This window comes from Kosakonia pseudosacchari (genome assembly GCF_900184035.1).
Taxonomy (GTDB): Bacteria; Pseudomonadota; Gammaproteobacteria; order Enterobacterales; family Enterobacteriaceae; genus Kosakonia; species Kosakonia pseudosacchari.
In genome coordinates, this window is record NZ_FXWP01000007.1 from 1 (window position 1) to 15,386 (window position 15,386).

Genomic DNA, 15,386 nt, shown 5'->3' on the forward strand with positions numbered 1-15,386 from the left:
ACGAAGGCCGTGCTGGTGAGAACGTAGGTGTTCTGCTGCGTGGTATCAAACGTGAAGAAATCGAACGTGGTCAGGTACTGGCTAAGCCGGGTTCCATCAAGCCGCACACCAAATTCGAATCTGAAGTTTATATCCTGTCCAAAGATGAAGGCGGCCGTCACACTCCGTTCTTCAAAGGCTACCGTCCGCAGTTCTACTTCCGTACAACTGACGTGACTGGCACCATCGAACTGCCGGAAGGCGTAGAGATGGTAATGCCGGGCGACAACATCAAAATGGTTGTTACCCTGATTCACCCGATCGCGATGGACGATGGTCTGCGTTTCGCAATCCGTGAAGGCGGCCGTACCGTTGGCGCGGGCGTTGTAGCAAAAGTTCTGGGCTAATTAATTAGCTTTGAATTGAAAAAGGGCGCCTCGGCGCCCTTTTTGCTGCCCGCGATTTAGTGTCGAAAGATTTATTCGAAATGAAGCTCTGCATCGTGCGAGCAGCTTTACAGTTACGCTATTGTAATCGCAACCATTCTCATTTACACTTTGCGCAGAAATTGAACGGGAGTGATCATGTACGTTTGTTTGTGTAATGGTGTGAGTGATAAAAAAATTCGCCAGGCAGTGCGCCAGTTTCATCCTCAATCATTTCAGCAGCTCCGCAAATTTGTTCCGGTTGGAAATCAGTGTGGTAAATGTGTTCGCGCAGCCAGAGAGATCATGCAAGACGAACTTACCCAGATGCCGGAATATAAAGAGATTGCCTGAGTCCTTATCTTTTTTTTGACATCCTTGTAGCCCCATCTACGCTTCAATGAGTGGAAGCGGAGGGACTACATAATGAAAGGTGATGTTAAGATCATAAATTATCTCAATAAATTATTGGGAAATGAGCTTGTCGCAATAAACCAATACTTTCTCCATGCGAGAATGTTTAAAAACTGGGGGCTGACACGCCTCAACGATGTTGAATACCATGAATCTATTGATGAAATGAAACACGCCGATCTCTACATCGAGCGTATTTTATTTCTTGAGGGTATCCCTAATTTGCAGGATTTGGGGAAACTCGGGATTGGAGAAGACGTTGAAGAGATGTTGCAATCCGATCTCAGACTGGAACTGGAAGGCGCGAAGGATCTGCGCGAAGCCATCGCTTATGCGGACAGCGTTCATGACTACGTTAGCCGCGATATGATGATCAACATTCTCGCCGAAGAAGAGCATCATATTGACTGGCTGGAAACAGAACTGGATCTGATAAGCAAAATTGGCATTCAGAACTATCTCCAGTCGCAAATCAAAGTGGAAGAGTAGTTGGTATCACAAAATGGTATCCCGTTAGTAAACCCGCTGCCGCCAAAAATGGCCCGAAAGGCAGTGGGTTTTTTAATGCCTGCAAACTTTGCGATCTGAGCGCGTTGATACTCACCACACAGCAGGCCAGTAAGGCGGCGATAAAAACCAGACCGGGTAAATTCTGCCAGCCATGCCAGGCCCCGAGAGCCGAAAGATATTTTACATCACCGTAGCCAAGCCCTTCTTTGCCGCGCAACTCTTTGTAGCCCCAATAAATAACAGCGAACCCTATGTAACCTGCCGCCGCGCCGATAACGGCTTGCTTCAATGATTCAGCATTTGCGAAGCAGTGCCAAATTAGTCCCGCCCAGAGAAGAGGGCAGGTGAAACGGTCTGGCAGTAACCCGTTACGGATGTCGTGCCAGACAAGTATCAGATTGAGTAACAGATAAACAGCGAGAAAAAACATGGCGTCCTGCCATATATGTCAGTAACGGGTGACATGCAGAGTGCGAAATGGCTGTGTGAAAGCCAATTCACTATTACTGAGGTTGCGTAGATGCTCGTGAGAAATGACGTTGGCTTTTTGCCGTTACGTAAATCCTGCGAGCGGGCGCGCAGGACTGCTTAATTTCTAAACTGCGCTTGCGTCTGGCTCAGATTTACGTATAATGCGCGGGCTTGTCGTAAATGACGGCGGGTTCAATCTGAACCACAACGGTGTTGTTTAGCCGTTACAATGCTCCCAATCGGGGGGCTACGTAAGAACGATTACACTCCCCCATCAATCGTAATGGGTGTGAGGAGTAATTATTTTCGTCTATAAATAATTGGAGCTCTGGTCTCATGCAGAACCAAAGAATCCGTATCCGTCTTAAAGCGTTTGATCATCGTCTGATCGATCAATCAACCGCGGAAATCGTCGAGACTGCTAAGCGCACTGGTGCGCAAGTCCGTGGTCCGATCCCGCTGCCGACCCGCAAAGAGCGCTTCACCGTTCTGATCTCCCCGCACGTTAACAAAGACGCGCGCGATCAGTACGAAATTCGCACTCACAAGCGTCTGGTTGACATCGTTGAGCCAACCGAGAAAACCGTTGATGCTCTGATGCGTCTGGACCTGGCTGCCGGTGTAGACGTGCAGATCAGCCTGGGTTAATCAGGTCATCGAGCGATTGAGAGGTTGAAACAATGATTGGTTTAGTCGGTAAAAAAGTGGGCATGACCCGCATCTTCACTGAAGATGGCGTATCTATCCCAGTAACCGTAATCGAAGTTGAAGCAAACCGCGTTACTCAGGTTAAAGACCTGGCTAACGATGGCTACCGCGCAATCCAGGTTACCACCGGTGCTAAAAAAGCTAACCGTGTAACCAAACCGGAAGCGGGTCACTTCGCTAAAGCTGGCGTTGAAGCTGGCCGTGGTCTGTGGGAATTCCGTCTTGCTGACGGCGAAGAATTCACCGTAGGTCAGGACATTAGCGTTGAGCTGTTTGCTGAAGTTAAAAAAGTTGACGTAACTGGCACCTCTAAAGGTAAAGGTTTCGCAGGTACCGTTAAGCGCTGGAACTTCCGTACCCAGGACGCTACCCACGGTAACTCCCTGTCTCACCGCGTTCCGGGTTCTATCGGTCAGAACCAGACTCCGGGCAAAGTGTTCAAGGGCAAGAAAATGGCAGGTCAGCTGGGTAATGAGCGCGTAACCGTTCAGAGCCTGGACGTAGTACGTGTTGACGCTGAGCGCAACCTGCTGCTGGTTAAAGGTGCTGTCCCGGGTGCAACCGGTAGCGACCTGATCGTTAAACCAGCTGTGAAGGCGTGAGGAGATAGCAATGGAATTAGTATTGAAAGACGCGCAGAGCGCGCTGACTGTTTCCGAAACTACCTTCGGTCGTGACTTCAACGAAGCGCTGGTACACCAGGTTGTTGTTGCTTACGCAGCTGGTGCTCGTCAGGGTACTCGTGCTCAGAAGACCCGTGCTGAAGTAACTGGTTCCGGTAAAAAACCGTGGCGCCAGAAAGGCACCGGCCGTGCTCGTTCTGGTTCTATCAAGAGCCCGATCTGGCGTTCTGGTGGCGTGACCTTCGCTGCGCGTCCGCAGGACCACAGTCAAAAAGTTAACAAAAAGATGTACCGCGGCGCGCTGAAAAGCATCCTGTCCGAACTGGTACGTCAGGATCGTCTGATCGTTGTCGAGCAGTTCTCTGTTGAAGCGCCGAAAACCAAGCTGCTGGCTCAGAAACTGAAAGACATGGCTCTGGAAGATGTGCTGATCATCACCGGTGAGCTGGACGAGAACCTGTTCCTGGCCGCGCGCAACCTGCACAAGGTTGATGTTCGCGACGCGACTGGTATCGACCCGGTTAGCCTGATCGCCTTCGACAAAGTCGTAATGACTGCTGATGCTGTTAAGCAAGTTGAGGAGATGCTGGCATGATTCGTGAAGAACGTCTGCTGAAGGTGCTGCGCGCACCGCACGTTTCTGAAAAAGCGTCTACTGCGATGGAAAAAACAAACACCATCGTTCTCAAAGTTGCTAAAGACGCGACCAAAGCAGAAATCAAAGCTGCTGTGCAGAAACTGTTTGAAGTCGAAGTCGAAGTCGTTAACACCCTGGTAGTTAAAGGGAAAGTTAAACGTCACGGACAGCGTATCGGTCGTCGTAGCGACTGGAAAAAAGCTTACGTCACCCTGAAAGAAGGCCAGAATCTGGACTTCGTTGGCGGCGCTGAGTAAGTCGGAGGAGTAATACAATGGCAGTTGTTAAATGTAAACCGACATCTCCGGGTCGTCGCCACGTTGTTAAAGTGGTTAACCCTGAGCTGCACAAGGGCAAACCTTTTGCTCCGTTGCTGGAAAAAAACAGCAAATCCGGTGGTCGTAACAACAATGGCCGTATCACCACTCGTCATATCGGTGGTGGCCACAAGCAGGCTTACCGTATTGTTGACTTCAAACGCAACAAAGATGGTATCCCGGCAGTTGTTGAACGTCTTGAGTACGATCCGAACCGTTCCGCGAACATCGCGCTGGTTCTGTACAAAGATGGCGAACGCCGTTACATCCTGGCCCCTAAAGGCCTGAAAGCTGGCGACCAGATTCAGTCTGGCGTTGATGCTGCAATCAAAGCAGGCAACACCCTGCCGATGCGCAATATCCCGGTTGGTTCTACCGTTCATAACGTAGAAATGAAACCAGGTAAAGGCGGTCAGCTGGCGCGTTCCGCTGGTACTTACGTTCAGATCGTTGCTCGCGATGGTGCTTATGTCACCCTGCGTCTGCGTTCTGGTGAAATGCGTAAAGTCGAAGCAGAATGCCGCGCGACTCTGGGCGAAGTTGGCAATGCTGAGCATATGCTGCGCGTTCTGGGTAAAGCAGGTGCTGCACGCTGGCGTGGTGTTCGTCCTACCGTTCGCGGTACTGCGATGAACCCAGTCGACCACCCACATGGTGGTGGTGAAGGTCGTAACTTTGGTAAGCACCCGGTAACTCCGTGGGGCGTTCAGACCAAAGGTAAGAAGACCCGCAGCAACAAGCGTACTGATAAATTCATCGTACGTCGCCGTAGCAAATAATTTTAGAGGATAAGCCATGCCACGTTCTCTCAAGAAAGGTCCTTTTATTGACCTGCACTTGCTGAAGAAGGTAGAGAAAGCGGTGGAAAGCGGAGACAAGAAGCCCCTGCGCACTTGGTCCCGTCGTTCAACGATCTTTCCTAACATGATCGGTTTGACCATCGCTGTCCATAATGGTCGTCAGCACGTTCCGGTATTTGTTTCCGACGAAATGGTCGGTCACAAACTGGGTGAATTCGCACCGACTCGTACTTATCGCGGCCACGCTGCTGATAAAAAAGCGAAGAAGAAATAAGGTAGGAGGAAGAGATGGAAACTTTAGCTCAACATCGCCATGCTCGTTCTTCTGCTCAGAAGGTTCGCCTTGTTGCTGACCTGATTCGCGGTAAGAAAGTGTCGCAGGCCCTGGATATTCTGACCTACACCAATAAGAAAGCGGCTGTACTGGTCAAGAAAGTTCTGGAATCTGCCATTGCTAACGCTGAACACAACGATGGCGCTGACATTGACGATCTGAAAGTTGCGAAAATTTTCGTAGACGAAGGCCCGAGCATGAAGCGCATTATGCCGCGTGCAAAAGGTCGTGCAGATCGCATCCTGAAGCGCACCAGCCACATCACTGTGGTTGTGTCCGATCGCTGAGACTCTGGAGACTAGCAATGGGTCAGAAAGTACATCCTAATGGTATTCGCCTGGGTATTGTAAAACCATGGAACTCAACCTGGTTTGCGAACACCAAAGAATTCGCTGACAACCTGGACAGCGATTTTAAAGTACGTCAGTACCTGACTAAGGAACTGGCTAAAGCGTCTGTATCTCGTATCGTTATCGAGCGTCCGGCTAAGAGCATCCGTGTGACCATTCACACTGCTCGCCCGGGTATCGTTATCGGTAAAAAAGGTGAAGACGTTGAAAAACTGCGCAAGGTCGTAGCGGATATCGCTGGCGTTCCTGCTCAGATCAATATCGCCGAAGTTCGTAAACCTGAACTGGACGCAAAACTGGTTGCTGACAGCATCACTTCTCAGCTGGAACGTCGTGTAATGTTCCGTCGTGCTATGAAGCGTGCTGTACAGAACGCAATGCGTCTGGGCGCTAAAGGTATCAAAGTTGAAGTTAGCGGCCGTCTGGGCGGCGCGGAAATCGCACGTACCGAATGGTACCGTGAAGGTCGCGTTCCGCTGCACACTCTGCGTGCTGACATCGACTACAACACCTCCGAAGCGCACACCACTTACGGTGTAATCGGCGTAAAAGTGTGGATCTTCAAAGGCGAGATCCTTGGTGGTATGGCTGCAGTTGAACAACCGGAAAAACCGGCTGCTCAACCTAAAAAGCAGCAGCGTAAAGGCCGTAAATAAGGAGCGTCGCTGATGTTACAACCAAAGCGTACAAAATTCCGTAAAGTGCACAAAGGCCGCAACCGTGGTCTCGCGCAGGGCACGGATGTGAGCTTCGGCACTTACGGTCTGAAAGCTGTTGGCCGTGGTCGTCTGACCGCTCGTCAGATCGAAGCAGCACGTCGTGCTATGACTCGTGCTGTTAAGCGTCAGGGTAAGATCTGGATCCGTGTATTCCCGGACAAACCGATCACCGAGAAGCCGCTGGAAGTTCGTATGGGTAAAGGTAAAGGTAACGTAGAGTATTGGGTTGCCTTGATTCAGCCGGGTAAAGTCCTGTACGAAATGGACGGTGTTCCGGAAGAGCTGGCCCGTGAAGCCTTCGAGCTGGCAGCAGCAAAACTGCCGATTAAAACCACCTTTGTAACTAAGACGGTGATGTAATGAAAGCAAAAGAGCTGCGTGAAAAGAGCGTTGAAGAGCTGAACACCGAGCTGCTTAACCTGCTGCGCGAGCAGTTCAACCTGCGTATGCAGGCTGCAAGTGGCCAGCTGCAACAGACTCACCTGTTGAAGCAAGTGCGTCGTGATGTCGCACGCGTTAAGACTTTACTGACTGAGAAGGCGGGTGCGTAATGACCGATAAAATCCGTACTCTGCAAGGTCGTGTTGTTAGCGACAAAATGGAGAAATCCATTGTTGTAGCTATCGAGCGTTTCGTGAAACACCCGATCTACGGTAAATTCATCAAACGTACGACTAAACTGCACGTACATGACGAGAACAACGAATGCGGTACCGGCGACGTGGTTGAAATCCGCGAATGCCGTCCGCTGTCCAAGACTAAGTCCTGGACGCTGGTTCGCGTTGTAGAGAAAGCGATTCTGTAATAGAGTACGCGTTCTCAAACGAATAAACGGCTCAGCGATGGGCCGTTTATTTTTTCTACCCATATCAAGGAAGCGGTGTTATAATGCTGCGCCCCCGATATGGGGCTTTTTATCGACCCTGATTTTAGGGTCTTCAGTAGTAGTTGACATTAGCGGAGCACTGAAATGATCCAAGAACAGACTATGCTGAACGTCGCCGACAACTCCGGTGCACGTCGCGTAATGTGTATCAAGGTTCTGGGTGGCTCGCACCGTCGCTACGCAGGCGTAGGCGACATCATCAAGATCACCATCAAAGAAGCAATTCCGCGTGGTAAGGTCAAAAAAGGTGATGTGCTGAAGGCGGTAGTGGTGCGCACCAAGAAGGGTGTTCGTCGCCCTGACGGTTCTGTCGTTCGCTTCGATGGTAATGCTTGTGTTCTTCTGAACAACAACAGCGAGCAGCCTATCGGTACGCGTATTTTTGGGCCGGTTACTCGTGAACTTCGTTCTGAGAAGTTTATGAAAATCATCTCTCTGGCACCAGAAGTACTCTAAGGAGCGAATCATGGCAGCTAAAATCCGTCGTGATGACGAAGTTATCGTGTTAACCGGTAAAGATAAAGGTAAGCGCGGTAAAGTAAAAAATGTTCTGTCTTCCGGCAAGATCATTGTTGAAGGTATCAACCTGGTTAAGAAACATCAGAAGCCGGTTCCGGCCCTGAACCAACCGGGTGGCATCGTTGAAAAAGAAGCTGCAATTCAGGTTTCTAACGTTGCAATCTTCAATGCGGCAACCGGCAAGGCCGACCGTGTAGGCTTTAGATTCGAAGACGGCAAAAAAGTCCGTTTCTTTAAATCTAACAGCGAAACTATCAAGTAATTTGGAGTAGTACGATGGCGAAACTGCATGATTACTACAAAGACGAAGTAGTTAAGAAACTCATGACTGAGTTTAACTACAATTCTGTCATGCAAGTCCCTCGGGTCGAGAAGATCACCCTGAATATGGGTGTTGGTGAAGCGATCGCTGACAAGAAACTGCTGGATAACGCAGCAGCTGACCTGGCAGCAATCTCCGGTCAAAAACCGTTGATCACCAAAGCGCGCAAATCTGTTGCGGGCTTCAAAATCCGTCAGGGCTATCCGATCGGCTGTAAAGTGACTCTGCGTGGCGAACGCATGTGGGAGTTCTTTGAGCGCCTGATCACTATTGCTGTACCGCGTATCCGTGACTTCCGTGGCTTGTCCGCTAAGTCTTTCGACGGTCGTGGTAACTACAGCATGGGTGTCCGTGAGCAGATCATCTTCCCAGAAATCGACTACGATAAAGTCGACCGCGTGCGTGGTTTGGATATTACCATTACCACTACTGCGAAATCTGACGAAGAAGGCCGTGCTCTGCTGGCTGCCTTTGACTTCCCGTTCCGCAAGTAAGGTAGGGTTACTTCATGGCTAAGCAATCTATGAAAGCACGCGAAGTTAAACGCGTAGCTTTAGCTGAAAAATACTTCGCGAAACGCGCTGAACTGAAAGCGATCATTTCTGATGTGAACGCTTCCGACGAAGATCGTTGGAACGCTGTTCTCAAGCTGCAGAGTCTGCCGCGTGATTCCAGCCCGTCTCGTCAGCGTAACCGCTGCCGCCAAACTGGTCGTCCGCACGGTTTCCTGCGGAAGTTCGGGTTGAGCCGTATTAAGGTCCGTGAATCCGCTATGCGCGGTGAAATCCCGGGTCTGAAAAAGGCTAGCTGGTAATTGTCACCAATTGAATCACGGGAGTAAAGACAGATGAGCATGCAAGATCCGATCGCGGATATGCTGACCCGTATCCGTAACGGTCAGGCCGCGAACAAAGCTGCGGTCACCATGCCTTCCTCCAGGCTGAAAGTGGCAATTGCCAACGTGCTGAAGGAAGAAGGTTTTATTGAAGATTTCAAAATTGAAGGCGACACCAAGCCGGAACTGGAAGTGACTCTTAAATACTTCCAGGGTAAAGCTGTGGTAGAAAGCATTCAGCGTATCAGCCGCCCAGGTCTGCGCATCTATAAGAAAAAAGATGAGCTGCCGAAAGTTATGGGTGGTATGGGTATCGCAGTTGTTTCTACCTCTAAAGGTGTTATGACTGATCGTGCAGCGCGCCAGGCTGGTCTTGGTGGCGAAATTATCTGCTACGTAGCCTAATCGGAGGAAAAAATGTCTCGTGTTGCTAAAGCACCGGTCGTTATTCCTGCCGGCGTTGACGTAAAAATCAACGGTCAGGTTATCACGATCAAAGGTAAAAACGGCGAGCTGACTCGTACTCTCAACGATGCTGTTGTAGTTAACCAGGCAGACAATGCTCTGACTTTCGGTCCGCGTGATGGTTACGTGGACGGTTGGGCTCAGGCTGGTACCGCGCGTGCTCTGCTGAACTCAATGGTTATCGGTGTTACCGAAGGCTTCACTAAGAAGCTGCAGCTGGTTGGTGTAGGTTACCGCGCAGCGGTCAAAGGGAATGTAGTAAACCTGGCTCTGGGTTTCTCTCATCCTGTTGATCATCAACTGCCGGCCGGTATCACTGCAGAATGTCCGTCACAGACTGAAATCGTGCTGAAAGGCGCGGATAAGCAGGTGATTGGCCAGGTTGCAGCAGATCTGCGCGCCTACCGTCGTCCTGAGCCTTATAAAGGCAAGGGTGTTCGTTACGCCGACGAAGTCGTGCGTACCAAAGAGGCTAAGAAGAAGTAAGGTAACACTATGGATAAGAAATCTGCTCGTATCCGTCGTGCGACCCGCGCACGCCGCAAGCTCAAAGAGCTTGGTGCGACTCGCCTGGTGGTACATCGTACCCCGCGTCATATCTACGCCCAGGTAATCGCATCGAATGGTTCTGAAGTTCTGGTAGCTGCTTCTACTGTAGAAAAAGCTATCTCTGAACAACTGAAGTACACCGGTAACAAAGACGCGGCTGCAGCTGTGGGTAAAGCTGTAGCTGAACGCGCTCTGGAAAAAGGCATCAAAGATGTTTCCTTTGACCGTTCCGGGTTCCAATATCATGGTCGCGTCCAGGCACTGGCAGATGCTGCCCGTGAAGCTGGCCTTCAGTTCTAAGGTAGAGGTGTAAGATGGCTCACATCGAAAAACAAGCTGGCGAACTGCAGGAAAAGCTGATCGCGGTAAACCGCGTATCTAAAACCGTTAAAGGTGGTCGTATTTTCTCCTTCACAGCTCTGACTGTTGTTGGCGATGGTAACGGTCGCGTTGGTTTTGGTTACGGTAAAGCCCGCGAAGTTCCGGCAGCGATCCAGAAAGCGATGGAAAAAGCCCGTCGCAATATGATTAACGTCGCGCTGAACCACGGCACCCTGCAGCACCCGGTTAAGGGTACTCACACGGGTTCTCGTGTATTCATGCAGCCGGCTTCCGAAGGTACCGGTATTATTGCCGGTGGTGCAATGCGCGCCGTTCTGGAAGTCGCTGGGGTTCATAACGTTCTGGCTAAAGCATATGGTTCCACCAACCCGATTAACGTGGTTCGTGCAACGATTGATGGCCTGGAAAATATGAAATCCCCGGAAATGGTCGCTGCCAAGCGTGGTAAATCCGTTGAAGAAATTCTGGGGTAATTGACCATGGCAAAGACTATTAAAATCACTCAAACCCGCAGTGCAATCGGTCGTCTGCCGAAACACAAGGCAACGCTGCTTGGCCTGGGTCTGCGTCGTATTGGTCATACTGTTGAACGTGAGGATACTCCTGCGGTTCGCGGTATGGTCAACGCGGTTTCCTTCATGGTTAAAGTTGAGGAGTAAGAGATGCGTTTAAATACTCTGTCTCCGGCCGAAGGCTCCAAAAAGGCGGGTAAACGCCTGGGTCGTGGTATCGGTTCTGGCCTCGGTAAAACCGGTGGTCGTGGTCACAAAGGTCAGAAATCTCGTTCTGGCGGTGGCGTACGTCGCGGTTTCGAGGGTGGTCAGATGCCACTGTATCGTCGTCTGCCGAAATTCGGTTTCACTTCTCGCAAAGCAATGATCACGGCAGAGATTCGTCTGTCCGATCTGGCTAAAGTAGAAGGCGACGTAGTTGACCTGAACACGCTTAAAGCGGCTAACATTATCGGCATCCAGATCGAGTTCGCGAAAGTGATCCTGGCTGGTGAAGTAGCTCGTCCGGTAACTGTTCGTGGCCTGCGTGTGACGAAAGGCGCTCGTGCTGCTATCGAAGCTGCTGGCGGTAAAATTGAGGAATAAGTAGCAGATGGCTAAACAACCGGGATTAGATTTTCAAAGTGCCAAGGGTGGAATTGGCGAACTGAAACGCAGACTGCTGTTTGTTATCGGTGCGTTGATTGTTTTCCGTATTGGCTCTTTTATTCCGATCCCTGGTATTGATGCCGCTGTACTTGCCAAACTGCTTGAGCAACAGCGTGGCACCATCATTGAGATGTTTAACATGTTCTCTGGTGGTGCTCTTAGTCGTGCTTCTATCTTTGCATTGGGTATCATGCCGTATATTTCGGCATCAATAATCATCCAGCTGTTAACGGTCGTTCATCCGGCCCTGGCAGAGTTGAAGAAAGAAGGGGAGTCTGGCCGTCGTAAGATCAGTCAGTACACCCGTTACGGCACTCTGGTGTTGGCGATATTTCAGTCGATCGGTATTGCTACCGGTTTACCGAATATGCCTGGTATGCAAGGTCTGGTTATGAACCCAGGCTTTGCATTCTACTTCACCGCTGTTGTGAGTCTGGTTACAGGAACGATGTTCCTGATGTGGCTCGGTGAACAGATTACTGAACGTGGTATCGGCAACGGTATCTCAATCATTATCTTTGCCGGCATTGTGGCGGGTCTTCCGCCAGCCATTGCCCATACTATCGAGCAAGCGCGTCAAGGCGACCTGCACTTCCTCCTGTTGCTGTTGGTTGCAGTATTAGTATTCGCAGTGACGTTCTTTGTTGTTTTCGTTGAACGTGGTCAACGCCGCATCGTGGTGAACTACGCAAAACGCCAGCAAGGTCGTCGTGTCTATGCTGCTCAGAGCACACATTTACCGCTGAAAGTGAATATGGCGGGGGTAATCCCGGCAATCTTCGCTTCCAGTATTATTCTGTTCCCTGCAACCATCGCGTCATGGTTCGGGGGCGGTACTGGTTGGAACTGGCTGACAACAATTTCGCTGTATTTGCAGCCTGGGCAACCGCTTTATGTGTTACTCTATGCGTCTGCAATCATCTTCTTCTGTTTCTTCTATACGGCGTTGGTTTTCAACCCGCGAGAAACAGCAGATAACCTGAAGAAGTCCGGTGCATTTGTACCAGGAATTCGTCCGGGAGAGCAAACGGCGAAGTATATCGATAAAGTAATGACCCGCCTGACTTTAGTCGGTGCGCTTTATATTACTTTTATCTGCCTGATCCCGGAGTTCATGCGTGATGCGATGAAAGTACCGTTCTACTTCGGTGGTACGTCACTGCTTATCGTTGTTGTCGTGATTATGGACTTTATGGCTCAAGTGCAAACTCTGATGATGTCCAGTCAGTATGAGTCTGCATTGAAGAAGGCGAACCTGAAAGGCTATGGCCGTTAATGGTCGCCCGAGAAGTTACGGAGAGTAAAAATGAAAGTTCGTGCTTCCGTCAAGAAATTATGCCGTAACTGCAAAATCGTTAAGCGTGATGGTGTCATCCGCGTGATTTGCAGTGCCGAGCCGAAGCATAAACAGCGCCAAGGCTGATTATTTCGCATATTTTTCTTGCAAAGTTGGGTTGAGCTGGCTAGATTAGCCAGCCAATCTTTTGTATGTCTGTACGTTTCCATTTGAGTATCCTGAAAACGGGCTTTTCAGCATGGTGCGTGCAAGTAAAATTATAGGAGTGCATAGTGGCCCGTATAGCAGGCATTAACATTCCTGATCAGAAACATGCTGTGATCGCATTAACTTCGATCTATGGCGTCGGTAAAACCCGCTCTCAAGCCATTCTGGCTGCTGCGGGCATCGCTGAAAATGTTAAGATCAGTGAGCTGTCTGAAGAACAAATCGACACGCTGCGTGACGAAGTTGCCAAATTTGTCGTTGAAGGTGATCTGCGCCGTGAAATTAGCATGAGCATCAAGCGCCTGATGGATCTTGGTTGCTATCGCGGTTTGCGTCATCGTCGTGGTCTCCCGGTTCGCGGTCAGCGTACCAAGACCAACGCACGTACCCGTAAGGGTCCGCGCAAACCGATCAAGAAATAATCGGGGTGATTGAATAATGGCAAAGGCACCAATTCGTGCACGTAAACGTGTAAGAAAACAAGTCTCTGACGGCGTGGCTCATATCCATGCTTCTTTCAACAACACCATCGTTACTATTACTGATCGTCAGGGTAACGCGCTGGGTTGGGCAACAGCCGGTGGTTCCGGTTTCCGTGGTTCTCGCAAATCCACTCCGTTTGCAGCTCAGGTTGCAGCAGAGCGTTGCGCTGAAGCCGTAAAAGAATACGGTATCAAGAATCTGGAAGTTATGGTTAAGGGACCGGGTCCGGGCCGCGAATCTACTATTCGTGCTCTGAACGCCGCTGGTTTCCGCATCACTAATATTACTGATGTGACTCCGATCCCTCACAACGGTTGTCGTCCGCCGAAAAAACGTCGCGTATAACGCGGTCGTTTTCTAGGATTGTTGGAGAAAGAAAATGGCAAGATATTTGGGTCCTAAGCTCAAGCTGAGCCGTCGTGAGGGCACAGACCTGTTCCTTAAGTCTGGCGTTCGCGCGATCGATACCAAGTGTAAAATTGAACAAGCTCCTGGCCAGCACGGTGCGCGTAAACCGCGTCTGTCTGACTATGGTGTGCAGTTGCGTGAAAAGCAAAAAGTTCGCCGTATTTACGGTGTGCTGGAGCGTCAGTTCCGTAACTACTACAAAGAAGCAGCACGTCTGAAAGGCAACACCGGTGAAAACCTGTTGGGTCTGCTGGAAGGTCGTCTGGACAACGTTGTATACCGTATGGGCTTTGGCGCCACTCGTGCTGAAGCACGCCAGCTGGTTAGCCACAAAGCAATCATGGTAAACGGTCGTGTTGTTAACATCGCTTCTTATCAGGTTAGTCCGAATGACGTTGTTAGCATTCGTGAGAAAGCGAAAAAGCAGTCTCGCGTGAAAGCCGCTCTGGAGCTGGCTGAGCAGCGTGAAAAGCCAACCTGGCTGGAAGTTGATGCTGGCAAGATGGAAGGCACGTTCAAGCGTAAGCCGGAGCGTTCTGATCTGTCTGCGGACATTAACGAACACCTGATCGTCGAGCTTTACTCCAAGTAAAGCTTAGTACCAAAGAGAGGACACAATGCAGGGTTCTGTGACAGAGTTTCTAAAACCGCGCCTGGTAGATATCGAGCAAGTGAGTTCGACGCACGCCAAGGTGACCCTTGAGCCTTTAGAGCGTGGCTTTGGCCATACTCTGGGTAACGCACTGCGCCGTATTCTGCTCTCATCGATGCCGGGTTGCGCGGTGACTGAGGTTGAGATTGATGGTGTACTTCATGAGTACAGCACCAAAGAAGGCGTTCAGGAAGATATCCTTGAAATCCTGCTCAACCTGAAAGGGCTGGCGGTGAGAGTTCAGGGTAAAGATGATGTTATTCTTACTCTGAATAAATCTGGCATTGGCCCTGTGACCGCAGCCGACATTACCCACGACGGTGATGTCGAAATCGTCAAGCCGCAGCATGTGATCTGCCACCTGACCGATGAGAACGCATCTATCAATATGCGTATCAAAGTTCAGCGCGGTCGTGGTTATGTTCCGGCGTCTGCCCGAATTCATTCGGAAGAAGATGAGCGCCCAATCGGCCGTCTGCTCGTTGACGCCTGCTACAGCCCTGTAGAGCGTATTGCCTACAATGTTGAAGCAGCACGTGTTGAACAGCGTACCGACCTGGACAAGCTGGTCATCGAAATGGAAACCAACGGCACAATCGATCCTGAAGAGGCGATTCGTCGTGCGGCAACCATTCTGGCTGAACAACTTGAAGCTTTCGTTGATTTGCGTGATGTACGTCAGCCGGAAGTTAAAGAAGAGAAACCAGAATTCGATCCGATTCTGCTGCGCCCTGTTGACGATCTGGAATTGACTGTCCGCTCTGCTAACTGCCTCAAGGCAGAAGCTATCCACTATATCGGTGATCTGGTACAGCGTACCGAGGTTGAGTTGCTGAAAACGCCGAACCTGGGTAAAAAATCTCTTACTGAGATTAAAGACGTGCTGGCCTCCCGCGGTCTGTCTCTGGGCATGCGCCTGGAAAACTGGCCGCCGGCAAGCATTGCTGACGAGTAACCGGATCACAGGTTAAGGT

General features: G+C 50.4%; 31 protein-coding genes. 30 read left to right on the top strand and 1 reads right to left on the bottom strand.

Translation table 11 applies throughout. The features are described from left to right. The 3 genes from BN2591_RS01645 to bfr form a co-directional block, all read left to right on the top strand. The coding region (locus BN2591_RS01645) for an EF-Tu C-terminal domain-related protein (RefSeq protein ID WP_075198444.1) at window positions 1-386 on the top strand (386 nt) is incomplete at its 5' end. Window positions 387-563: 177 nt separating this feature from the next. Further along, window positions 564-758: a bacterioferritin-associated ferredoxin gene (gene bfd / locus BN2591_RS01655; RefSeq protein WP_017460066.1), complete on the top strand. Its 195-nt coding sequence runs from the start codon at window positions 564-566 to the stop codon at window positions 756-758. 72 nt (window positions 759-830) lie between these two features. Beyond that, complete coding sequence (bfr, locus tag BN2591_RS01660; RefSeq protein ID WP_086868532.1) at window positions 831-1,307, top strand: bacterioferritin; 477 nt, start codon at window positions 831-833, stop codon at window positions 1,305-1,307. Here bfr and BN2591_RS01665 read toward each other — a convergent pair. Continuing rightward, complete coding sequence (locus tag BN2591_RS01665) at window positions 1,291-1,758, bottom strand: prepilin peptidase (protein WP_086868534.1); 468 nt, start codon at window positions 1,756-1,758, stop codon at window positions 1,291-1,293. The genes bfr and BN2591_RS01665 overlap by 17 nt on opposite strands. A 377-nt stretch (window positions 1,759-2,135) precedes the next feature. Here BN2591_RS01665 and rpsJ point away from each other — a divergent pair, with 377 nt between their 5' ends. The 27 genes from rpsJ (at window position 2,136) to BN2591_RS01800 (ending at window position 15,367) form a co-directional block, all read left to right on the top strand. Beyond that, window positions 2,136-2,447, top strand: coding sequence for a 30S ribosomal protein S10 (rpsJ, locus tag BN2591_RS01670; protein ID WP_001181005.1), 312 nt, complete (start codon window positions 2,136-2,138; stop codon window positions 2,445-2,447). Window positions 2,448-2,479: 32 nt separating this feature from the next. Beyond that, window positions 2,480-3,109: a 50S ribosomal protein L3 gene (rplC, locus tag BN2591_RS01675; protein ID WP_017460069.1), complete on the top strand. Its 630-nt coding sequence runs from the start codon at window positions 2,480-2,482 to the stop codon at window positions 3,107-3,109. Window positions 3,110-3,119: 10 nt separating this feature from the next. Continuing rightward, complete coding sequence (rplD, locus tag BN2591_RS01680; protein WP_007369811.1) at window positions 3,120-3,725, top strand: 50S ribosomal protein L4; 606 nt, start codon at window positions 3,120-3,122, stop codon at window positions 3,723-3,725. Further along, the gene (gene rplW, locus BN2591_RS01685) at window positions 3,722-4,024 is read left to right on the top strand and encodes a 50S ribosomal protein L23 (RefSeq protein ID WP_000617546.1); all 303 of its coding nucleotides are present in this window, start codon (window positions 3,722-3,724) and stop codon (window positions 4,022-4,024) included. The genes rplD and rplW overlap by 4 nt, the downstream gene beginning before the upstream one ends. 17 nt (window positions 4,025-4,041) lie before the next feature. Continuing rightward, window positions 4,042-4,863 carry a 50S ribosomal protein L2 gene (gene rplB, locus BN2591_RS01690; RefSeq protein WP_007369812.1) on the top strand — a complete coding sequence of 274 codons (822 nt, stop codon included), beginning with the start codon at window positions 4,042-4,044 and terminating at the stop codon, window positions 4,861-4,863. Window positions 4,864-4,879: 16 nt separating this feature from the next. Continuing rightward, window positions 4,880-5,158, top strand: coding sequence for a 30S ribosomal protein S19 (rpsS, locus tag BN2591_RS01695; protein ID WP_001138115.1), 279 nt, complete (start codon window positions 4,880-4,882; stop codon window positions 5,156-5,158). Window positions 5,159-5,172: 14 nt separating this feature from the next. Continuing rightward, entirely contained in the window at window positions 5,173-5,505 is a 333-nt protein-coding gene (rplV, locus tag BN2591_RS01700; protein ID WP_002919773.1) for a 50S ribosomal protein L22, read from the top strand. 17 nt (window positions 5,506-5,522) lie between these two features. Then, window positions 5,523-6,224, top strand: a complete 702-nt coding sequence (rpsC, locus tag BN2591_RS01705) for a 30S ribosomal protein S3 (protein ID WP_000529945.1) — start codon at window positions 5,523-5,525, stop codon at window positions 6,222-6,224. Between the two features lie 12 nt (window positions 6,225-6,236). Next, window positions 6,237-6,647, top strand: a complete 411-nt coding sequence (gene rplP / locus BN2591_RS01710) for a 50S ribosomal protein L16 (protein ID WP_007369814.1) — start codon at window positions 6,237-6,239, stop codon at window positions 6,645-6,647. Further along, a complete protein-coding gene (gene rpmC, locus BN2591_RS01715) occupies window positions 6,647-6,838 on the top strand; it encodes a 50S ribosomal protein L29 (protein WP_004388609.1) in 192 nt (63 codons plus the stop codon). The genes rplP and rpmC overlap by 1 nt, the downstream gene beginning before the upstream one ends. Further along, entirely contained in the window at window positions 6,838-7,092 is a 255-nt protein-coding gene (rpsQ, locus tag BN2591_RS01720) for a 30S ribosomal protein S17 (RefSeq protein ID WP_017460070.1), read from the top strand. The genes rpmC and rpsQ overlap by 1 nt, the downstream gene beginning before the upstream one ends. Window positions 7,093-7,257: 165 nt before the next feature. After that, window positions 7,258-7,629 (top strand): 50S ribosomal protein L14, encoded by a 372-nt coding sequence (gene rplN / locus BN2591_RS01725; protein WP_004388611.1) that lies wholly within the window; start codon window positions 7,258-7,260, stop codon window positions 7,627-7,629. A 10-nt stretch (window positions 7,630-7,639) separates the two neighbouring features. Continuing rightward, the gene (gene rplX, locus BN2591_RS01730) at window positions 7,640-7,954 is read left to right on the top strand and encodes a 50S ribosomal protein L24 (RefSeq protein ID WP_007369816.1); all 315 of its coding nucleotides are present in this window, start codon (window positions 7,640-7,642) and stop codon (window positions 7,952-7,954) included. Window positions 7,955-7,968: 14 nt separating this feature from the next. Further along, window positions 7,969-8,508, top strand: a complete 540-nt coding sequence (gene rplE, locus BN2591_RS01735; protein WP_001096200.1) for a 50S ribosomal protein L5 — start codon at window positions 7,969-7,971, stop codon at window positions 8,506-8,508. Window positions 8,509-8,522: 14 nt separating this feature from the next. Continuing rightward, on the top strand, window positions 8,523-8,828 hold the full coding sequence (gene rpsN / locus BN2591_RS01740; RefSeq protein ID WP_007369817.1) for a 30S ribosomal protein S14: 306 nt from the start codon (window positions 8,523-8,525) through the stop codon (window positions 8,826-8,828). A 33-nt stretch (window positions 8,829-8,861) separates the two neighbouring features. Then, window positions 8,862-9,254, top strand: coding sequence for a 30S ribosomal protein S8 (rpsH, locus tag BN2591_RS01745; protein ID WP_017460071.1), 393 nt, complete (start codon window positions 8,862-8,864; stop codon window positions 9,252-9,254). A gap of 12 nt (window positions 9,255-9,266) precedes the next feature. Beyond that, on the top strand, window positions 9,267-9,800 hold the full coding sequence (gene rplF / locus BN2591_RS01750; protein ID WP_086868537.1) for a 50S ribosomal protein L6: 534 nt from the start codon (window positions 9,267-9,269) through the stop codon (window positions 9,798-9,800). A 9-nt stretch (window positions 9,801-9,809) separates the two neighbouring features. Beyond that, window positions 9,810-10,163 (top strand): 50S ribosomal protein L18, encoded by a 354-nt coding sequence (gene rplR / locus BN2591_RS01755; protein WP_017460073.1) that lies wholly within the window; start codon window positions 9,810-9,812, stop codon window positions 10,161-10,163. A gap of 14 nt (window positions 10,164-10,177) precedes the next feature. Then, on the top strand, window positions 10,178-10,678 hold the full coding sequence (gene rpsE, locus BN2591_RS01760; RefSeq protein WP_007369821.1) for a 30S ribosomal protein S5: 501 nt from the start codon (window positions 10,178-10,180) through the stop codon (window positions 10,676-10,678). A gap of 6 nt (window positions 10,679-10,684) precedes the next feature. Continuing rightward, the gene (gene rpmD / locus BN2591_RS01765) at window positions 10,685-10,864 is read left to right on the top strand and encodes a 50S ribosomal protein L30 (protein ID WP_001140434.1); all 180 of its coding nucleotides are present in this window, start codon (window positions 10,685-10,687) and stop codon (window positions 10,862-10,864) included. A 3-nt stretch (window positions 10,865-10,867) separates the two neighbouring features. Continuing rightward, window positions 10,868-11,302: a 50S ribosomal protein L15 gene (gene rplO / locus BN2591_RS01770; protein WP_007369822.1), complete on the top strand. Its 435-nt coding sequence runs from the start codon at window positions 10,868-10,870 to the stop codon at window positions 11,300-11,302. A 7-nt stretch (window positions 11,303-11,309) separates the two neighbouring features. Then, on the top strand, window positions 11,310-12,641 hold the full coding sequence (secY, locus tag BN2591_RS01775; protein ID WP_007369823.1) for a preprotein translocase subunit SecY: 1,332 nt from the start codon (window positions 11,310-11,312) through the stop codon (window positions 12,639-12,641). A gap of 30 nt (window positions 12,642-12,671) precedes the next feature. Beyond that, window positions 12,672-12,788 carry a 50S ribosomal protein L36 gene (gene rpmJ, locus BN2591_RS01780; RefSeq protein WP_000868187.1) on the top strand — a complete coding sequence of 39 codons (117 nt, stop codon included), beginning with the start codon at window positions 12,672-12,674 and terminating at the stop codon, window positions 12,786-12,788. Between the two features lie 146 nt (window positions 12,789-12,934). Further along, the gene (gene rpsM / locus BN2591_RS01785; protein ID WP_007369824.1) at window positions 12,935-13,291 is read left to right on the top strand and encodes a 30S ribosomal protein S13; all 357 of its coding nucleotides are present in this window, start codon (window positions 12,935-12,937) and stop codon (window positions 13,289-13,291) included. A gap of 16 nt (window positions 13,292-13,307) precedes the next feature. Next, window positions 13,308-13,697, top strand: a complete 390-nt coding sequence (rpsK, locus tag BN2591_RS01790; RefSeq protein ID WP_002919257.1) for a 30S ribosomal protein S11 — start codon at window positions 13,308-13,310, stop codon at window positions 13,695-13,697. Between the two features lie 34 nt (window positions 13,698-13,731). After that, window positions 13,732-14,352, top strand: coding sequence for a 30S ribosomal protein S4 (rpsD, locus tag BN2591_RS01795; RefSeq protein WP_003031138.1), 621 nt, complete (start codon window positions 13,732-13,734; stop codon window positions 14,350-14,352). Window positions 14,353-14,377: 25 nt separating this feature from the next. Next, on the top strand, window positions 14,378-15,367 hold the full coding sequence (locus tag BN2591_RS01800) for a DNA-directed RNA polymerase subunit alpha (RefSeq protein WP_007369825.1): 990 nt from the start codon (window positions 14,378-14,380) through the stop codon (window positions 15,365-15,367). Window positions 15,368-15,386 lie beyond the last annotated feature (19 nt).

Bases quoted from the DNA above. Each gene is read 5' to 3' on its own strand.
- bfd (WP_017460066.1), top strand. From the start codon at position 564: ATGTACGTTTGTTTGTGTAATGGTGTGAGTGATAAAAAAATTCGCCAG.
- bfr (WP_086868532.1), top strand. From the start codon at position 831: ATGAAAGGTGATGTTAAGATCATAAATTATCTCAATAAATTATTGGGA.
- BN2591_RS01665 (WP_086868534.1), bottom strand. From the start codon at position 1,758: ATGTTTTTTCTCGCTGTTTATCTGTTACTCAATCTGATACTTGTCTGG.
- rpsJ (WP_001181005.1), top strand. From the start codon at position 2,136: ATGCAGAACCAAAGAATCCGTATCCGTCTTAAAGCGTTTGATCATCGT.
- rplC (WP_017460069.1), top strand. From the start codon at position 2,480: ATGATTGGTTTAGTCGGTAAAAAAGTGGGCATGACCCGCATCTTCACT.
- rplD (WP_007369811.1), top strand. From the start codon at position 3,120: ATGGAATTAGTATTGAAAGACGCGCAGAGCGCGCTGACTGTTTCCGAA.
- rplW (WP_000617546.1), top strand. From the start codon at position 3,722: ATGATTCGTGAAGAACGTCTGCTGAAGGTGCTGCGCGCACCGCACGTT.
- rplB (WP_007369812.1), top strand. From the start codon at position 4,042: ATGGCAGTTGTTAAATGTAAACCGACATCTCCGGGTCGTCGCCACGTT.
- rpsS (WP_001138115.1), top strand. From the start codon at position 4,880: ATGCCACGTTCTCTCAAGAAAGGTCCTTTTATTGACCTGCACTTGCTG.
- rplV (WP_002919773.1), top strand. From the start codon at position 5,173: ATGGAAACTTTAGCTCAACATCGCCATGCTCGTTCTTCTGCTCAGAAG.
- rpsC (WP_000529945.1), top strand. From the start codon at position 5,523: ATGGGTCAGAAAGTACATCCTAATGGTATTCGCCTGGGTATTGTAAAA.
- rplP (WP_007369814.1), top strand. From the start codon at position 6,237: ATGTTACAACCAAAGCGTACAAAATTCCGTAAAGTGCACAAAGGCCGC.
- rpmC (WP_004388609.1), top strand. From the start codon at position 6,647: ATGAAAGCAAAAGAGCTGCGTGAAAAGAGCGTTGAAGAGCTGAACACC.
- rpsQ (WP_017460070.1), top strand. From the start codon at position 6,838: ATGACCGATAAAATCCGTACTCTGCAAGGTCGTGTTGTTAGCGACAAA.
- rplN (WP_004388611.1), top strand. From the start codon at position 7,258: ATGATCCAAGAACAGACTATGCTGAACGTCGCCGACAACTCCGGTGCA.
- rplX (WP_007369816.1), top strand. From the start codon at position 7,640: ATGGCAGCTAAAATCCGTCGTGATGACGAAGTTATCGTGTTAACCGGT.
- rplE (WP_001096200.1), top strand. From the start codon at position 7,969: ATGGCGAAACTGCATGATTACTACAAAGACGAAGTAGTTAAGAAACTC.
- rpsN (WP_007369817.1), top strand. From the start codon at position 8,523: ATGGCTAAGCAATCTATGAAAGCACGCGAAGTTAAACGCGTAGCTTTA.
- rpsH (WP_017460071.1), top strand. From the start codon at position 8,862: ATGAGCATGCAAGATCCGATCGCGGATATGCTGACCCGTATCCGTAAC.
- rplF (WP_086868537.1), top strand. From the start codon at position 9,267: ATGTCTCGTGTTGCTAAAGCACCGGTCGTTATTCCTGCCGGCGTTGAC.
- rplR (WP_017460073.1), top strand. From the start codon at position 9,810: ATGGATAAGAAATCTGCTCGTATCCGTCGTGCGACCCGCGCACGCCGC.
- rpsE (WP_007369821.1), top strand. From the start codon at position 10,178: ATGGCTCACATCGAAAAACAAGCTGGCGAACTGCAGGAAAAGCTGATC.
- rpmD (WP_001140434.1), top strand. From the start codon at position 10,685: ATGGCAAAGACTATTAAAATCACTCAAACCCGCAGTGCAATCGGTCGT.
- rplO (WP_007369822.1), top strand. From the start codon at position 10,868: ATGCGTTTAAATACTCTGTCTCCGGCCGAAGGCTCCAAAAAGGCGGGT.
- secY (WP_007369823.1), top strand. From the start codon at position 11,310: ATGGCTAAACAACCGGGATTAGATTTTCAAAGTGCCAAGGGTGGAATT.
- rpmJ (WP_000868187.1), top strand. From the start codon at position 12,672: ATGAAAGTTCGTGCTTCCGTCAAGAAATTATGCCGTAACTGCAAAATC.
- rpsK (WP_002919257.1), top strand. From the start codon at position 13,308: ATGGCAAAGGCACCAATTCGTGCACGTAAACGTGTAAGAAAACAAGTC.
- rpsD (WP_003031138.1), top strand. From the start codon at position 13,732: ATGGCAAGATATTTGGGTCCTAAGCTCAAGCTGAGCCGTCGTGAGGGC.
- BN2591_RS01800 (WP_007369825.1), top strand. From the start codon at position 14,378: ATGCAGGGTTCTGTGACAGAGTTTCTAAAACCGCGCCTGGTAGATATC.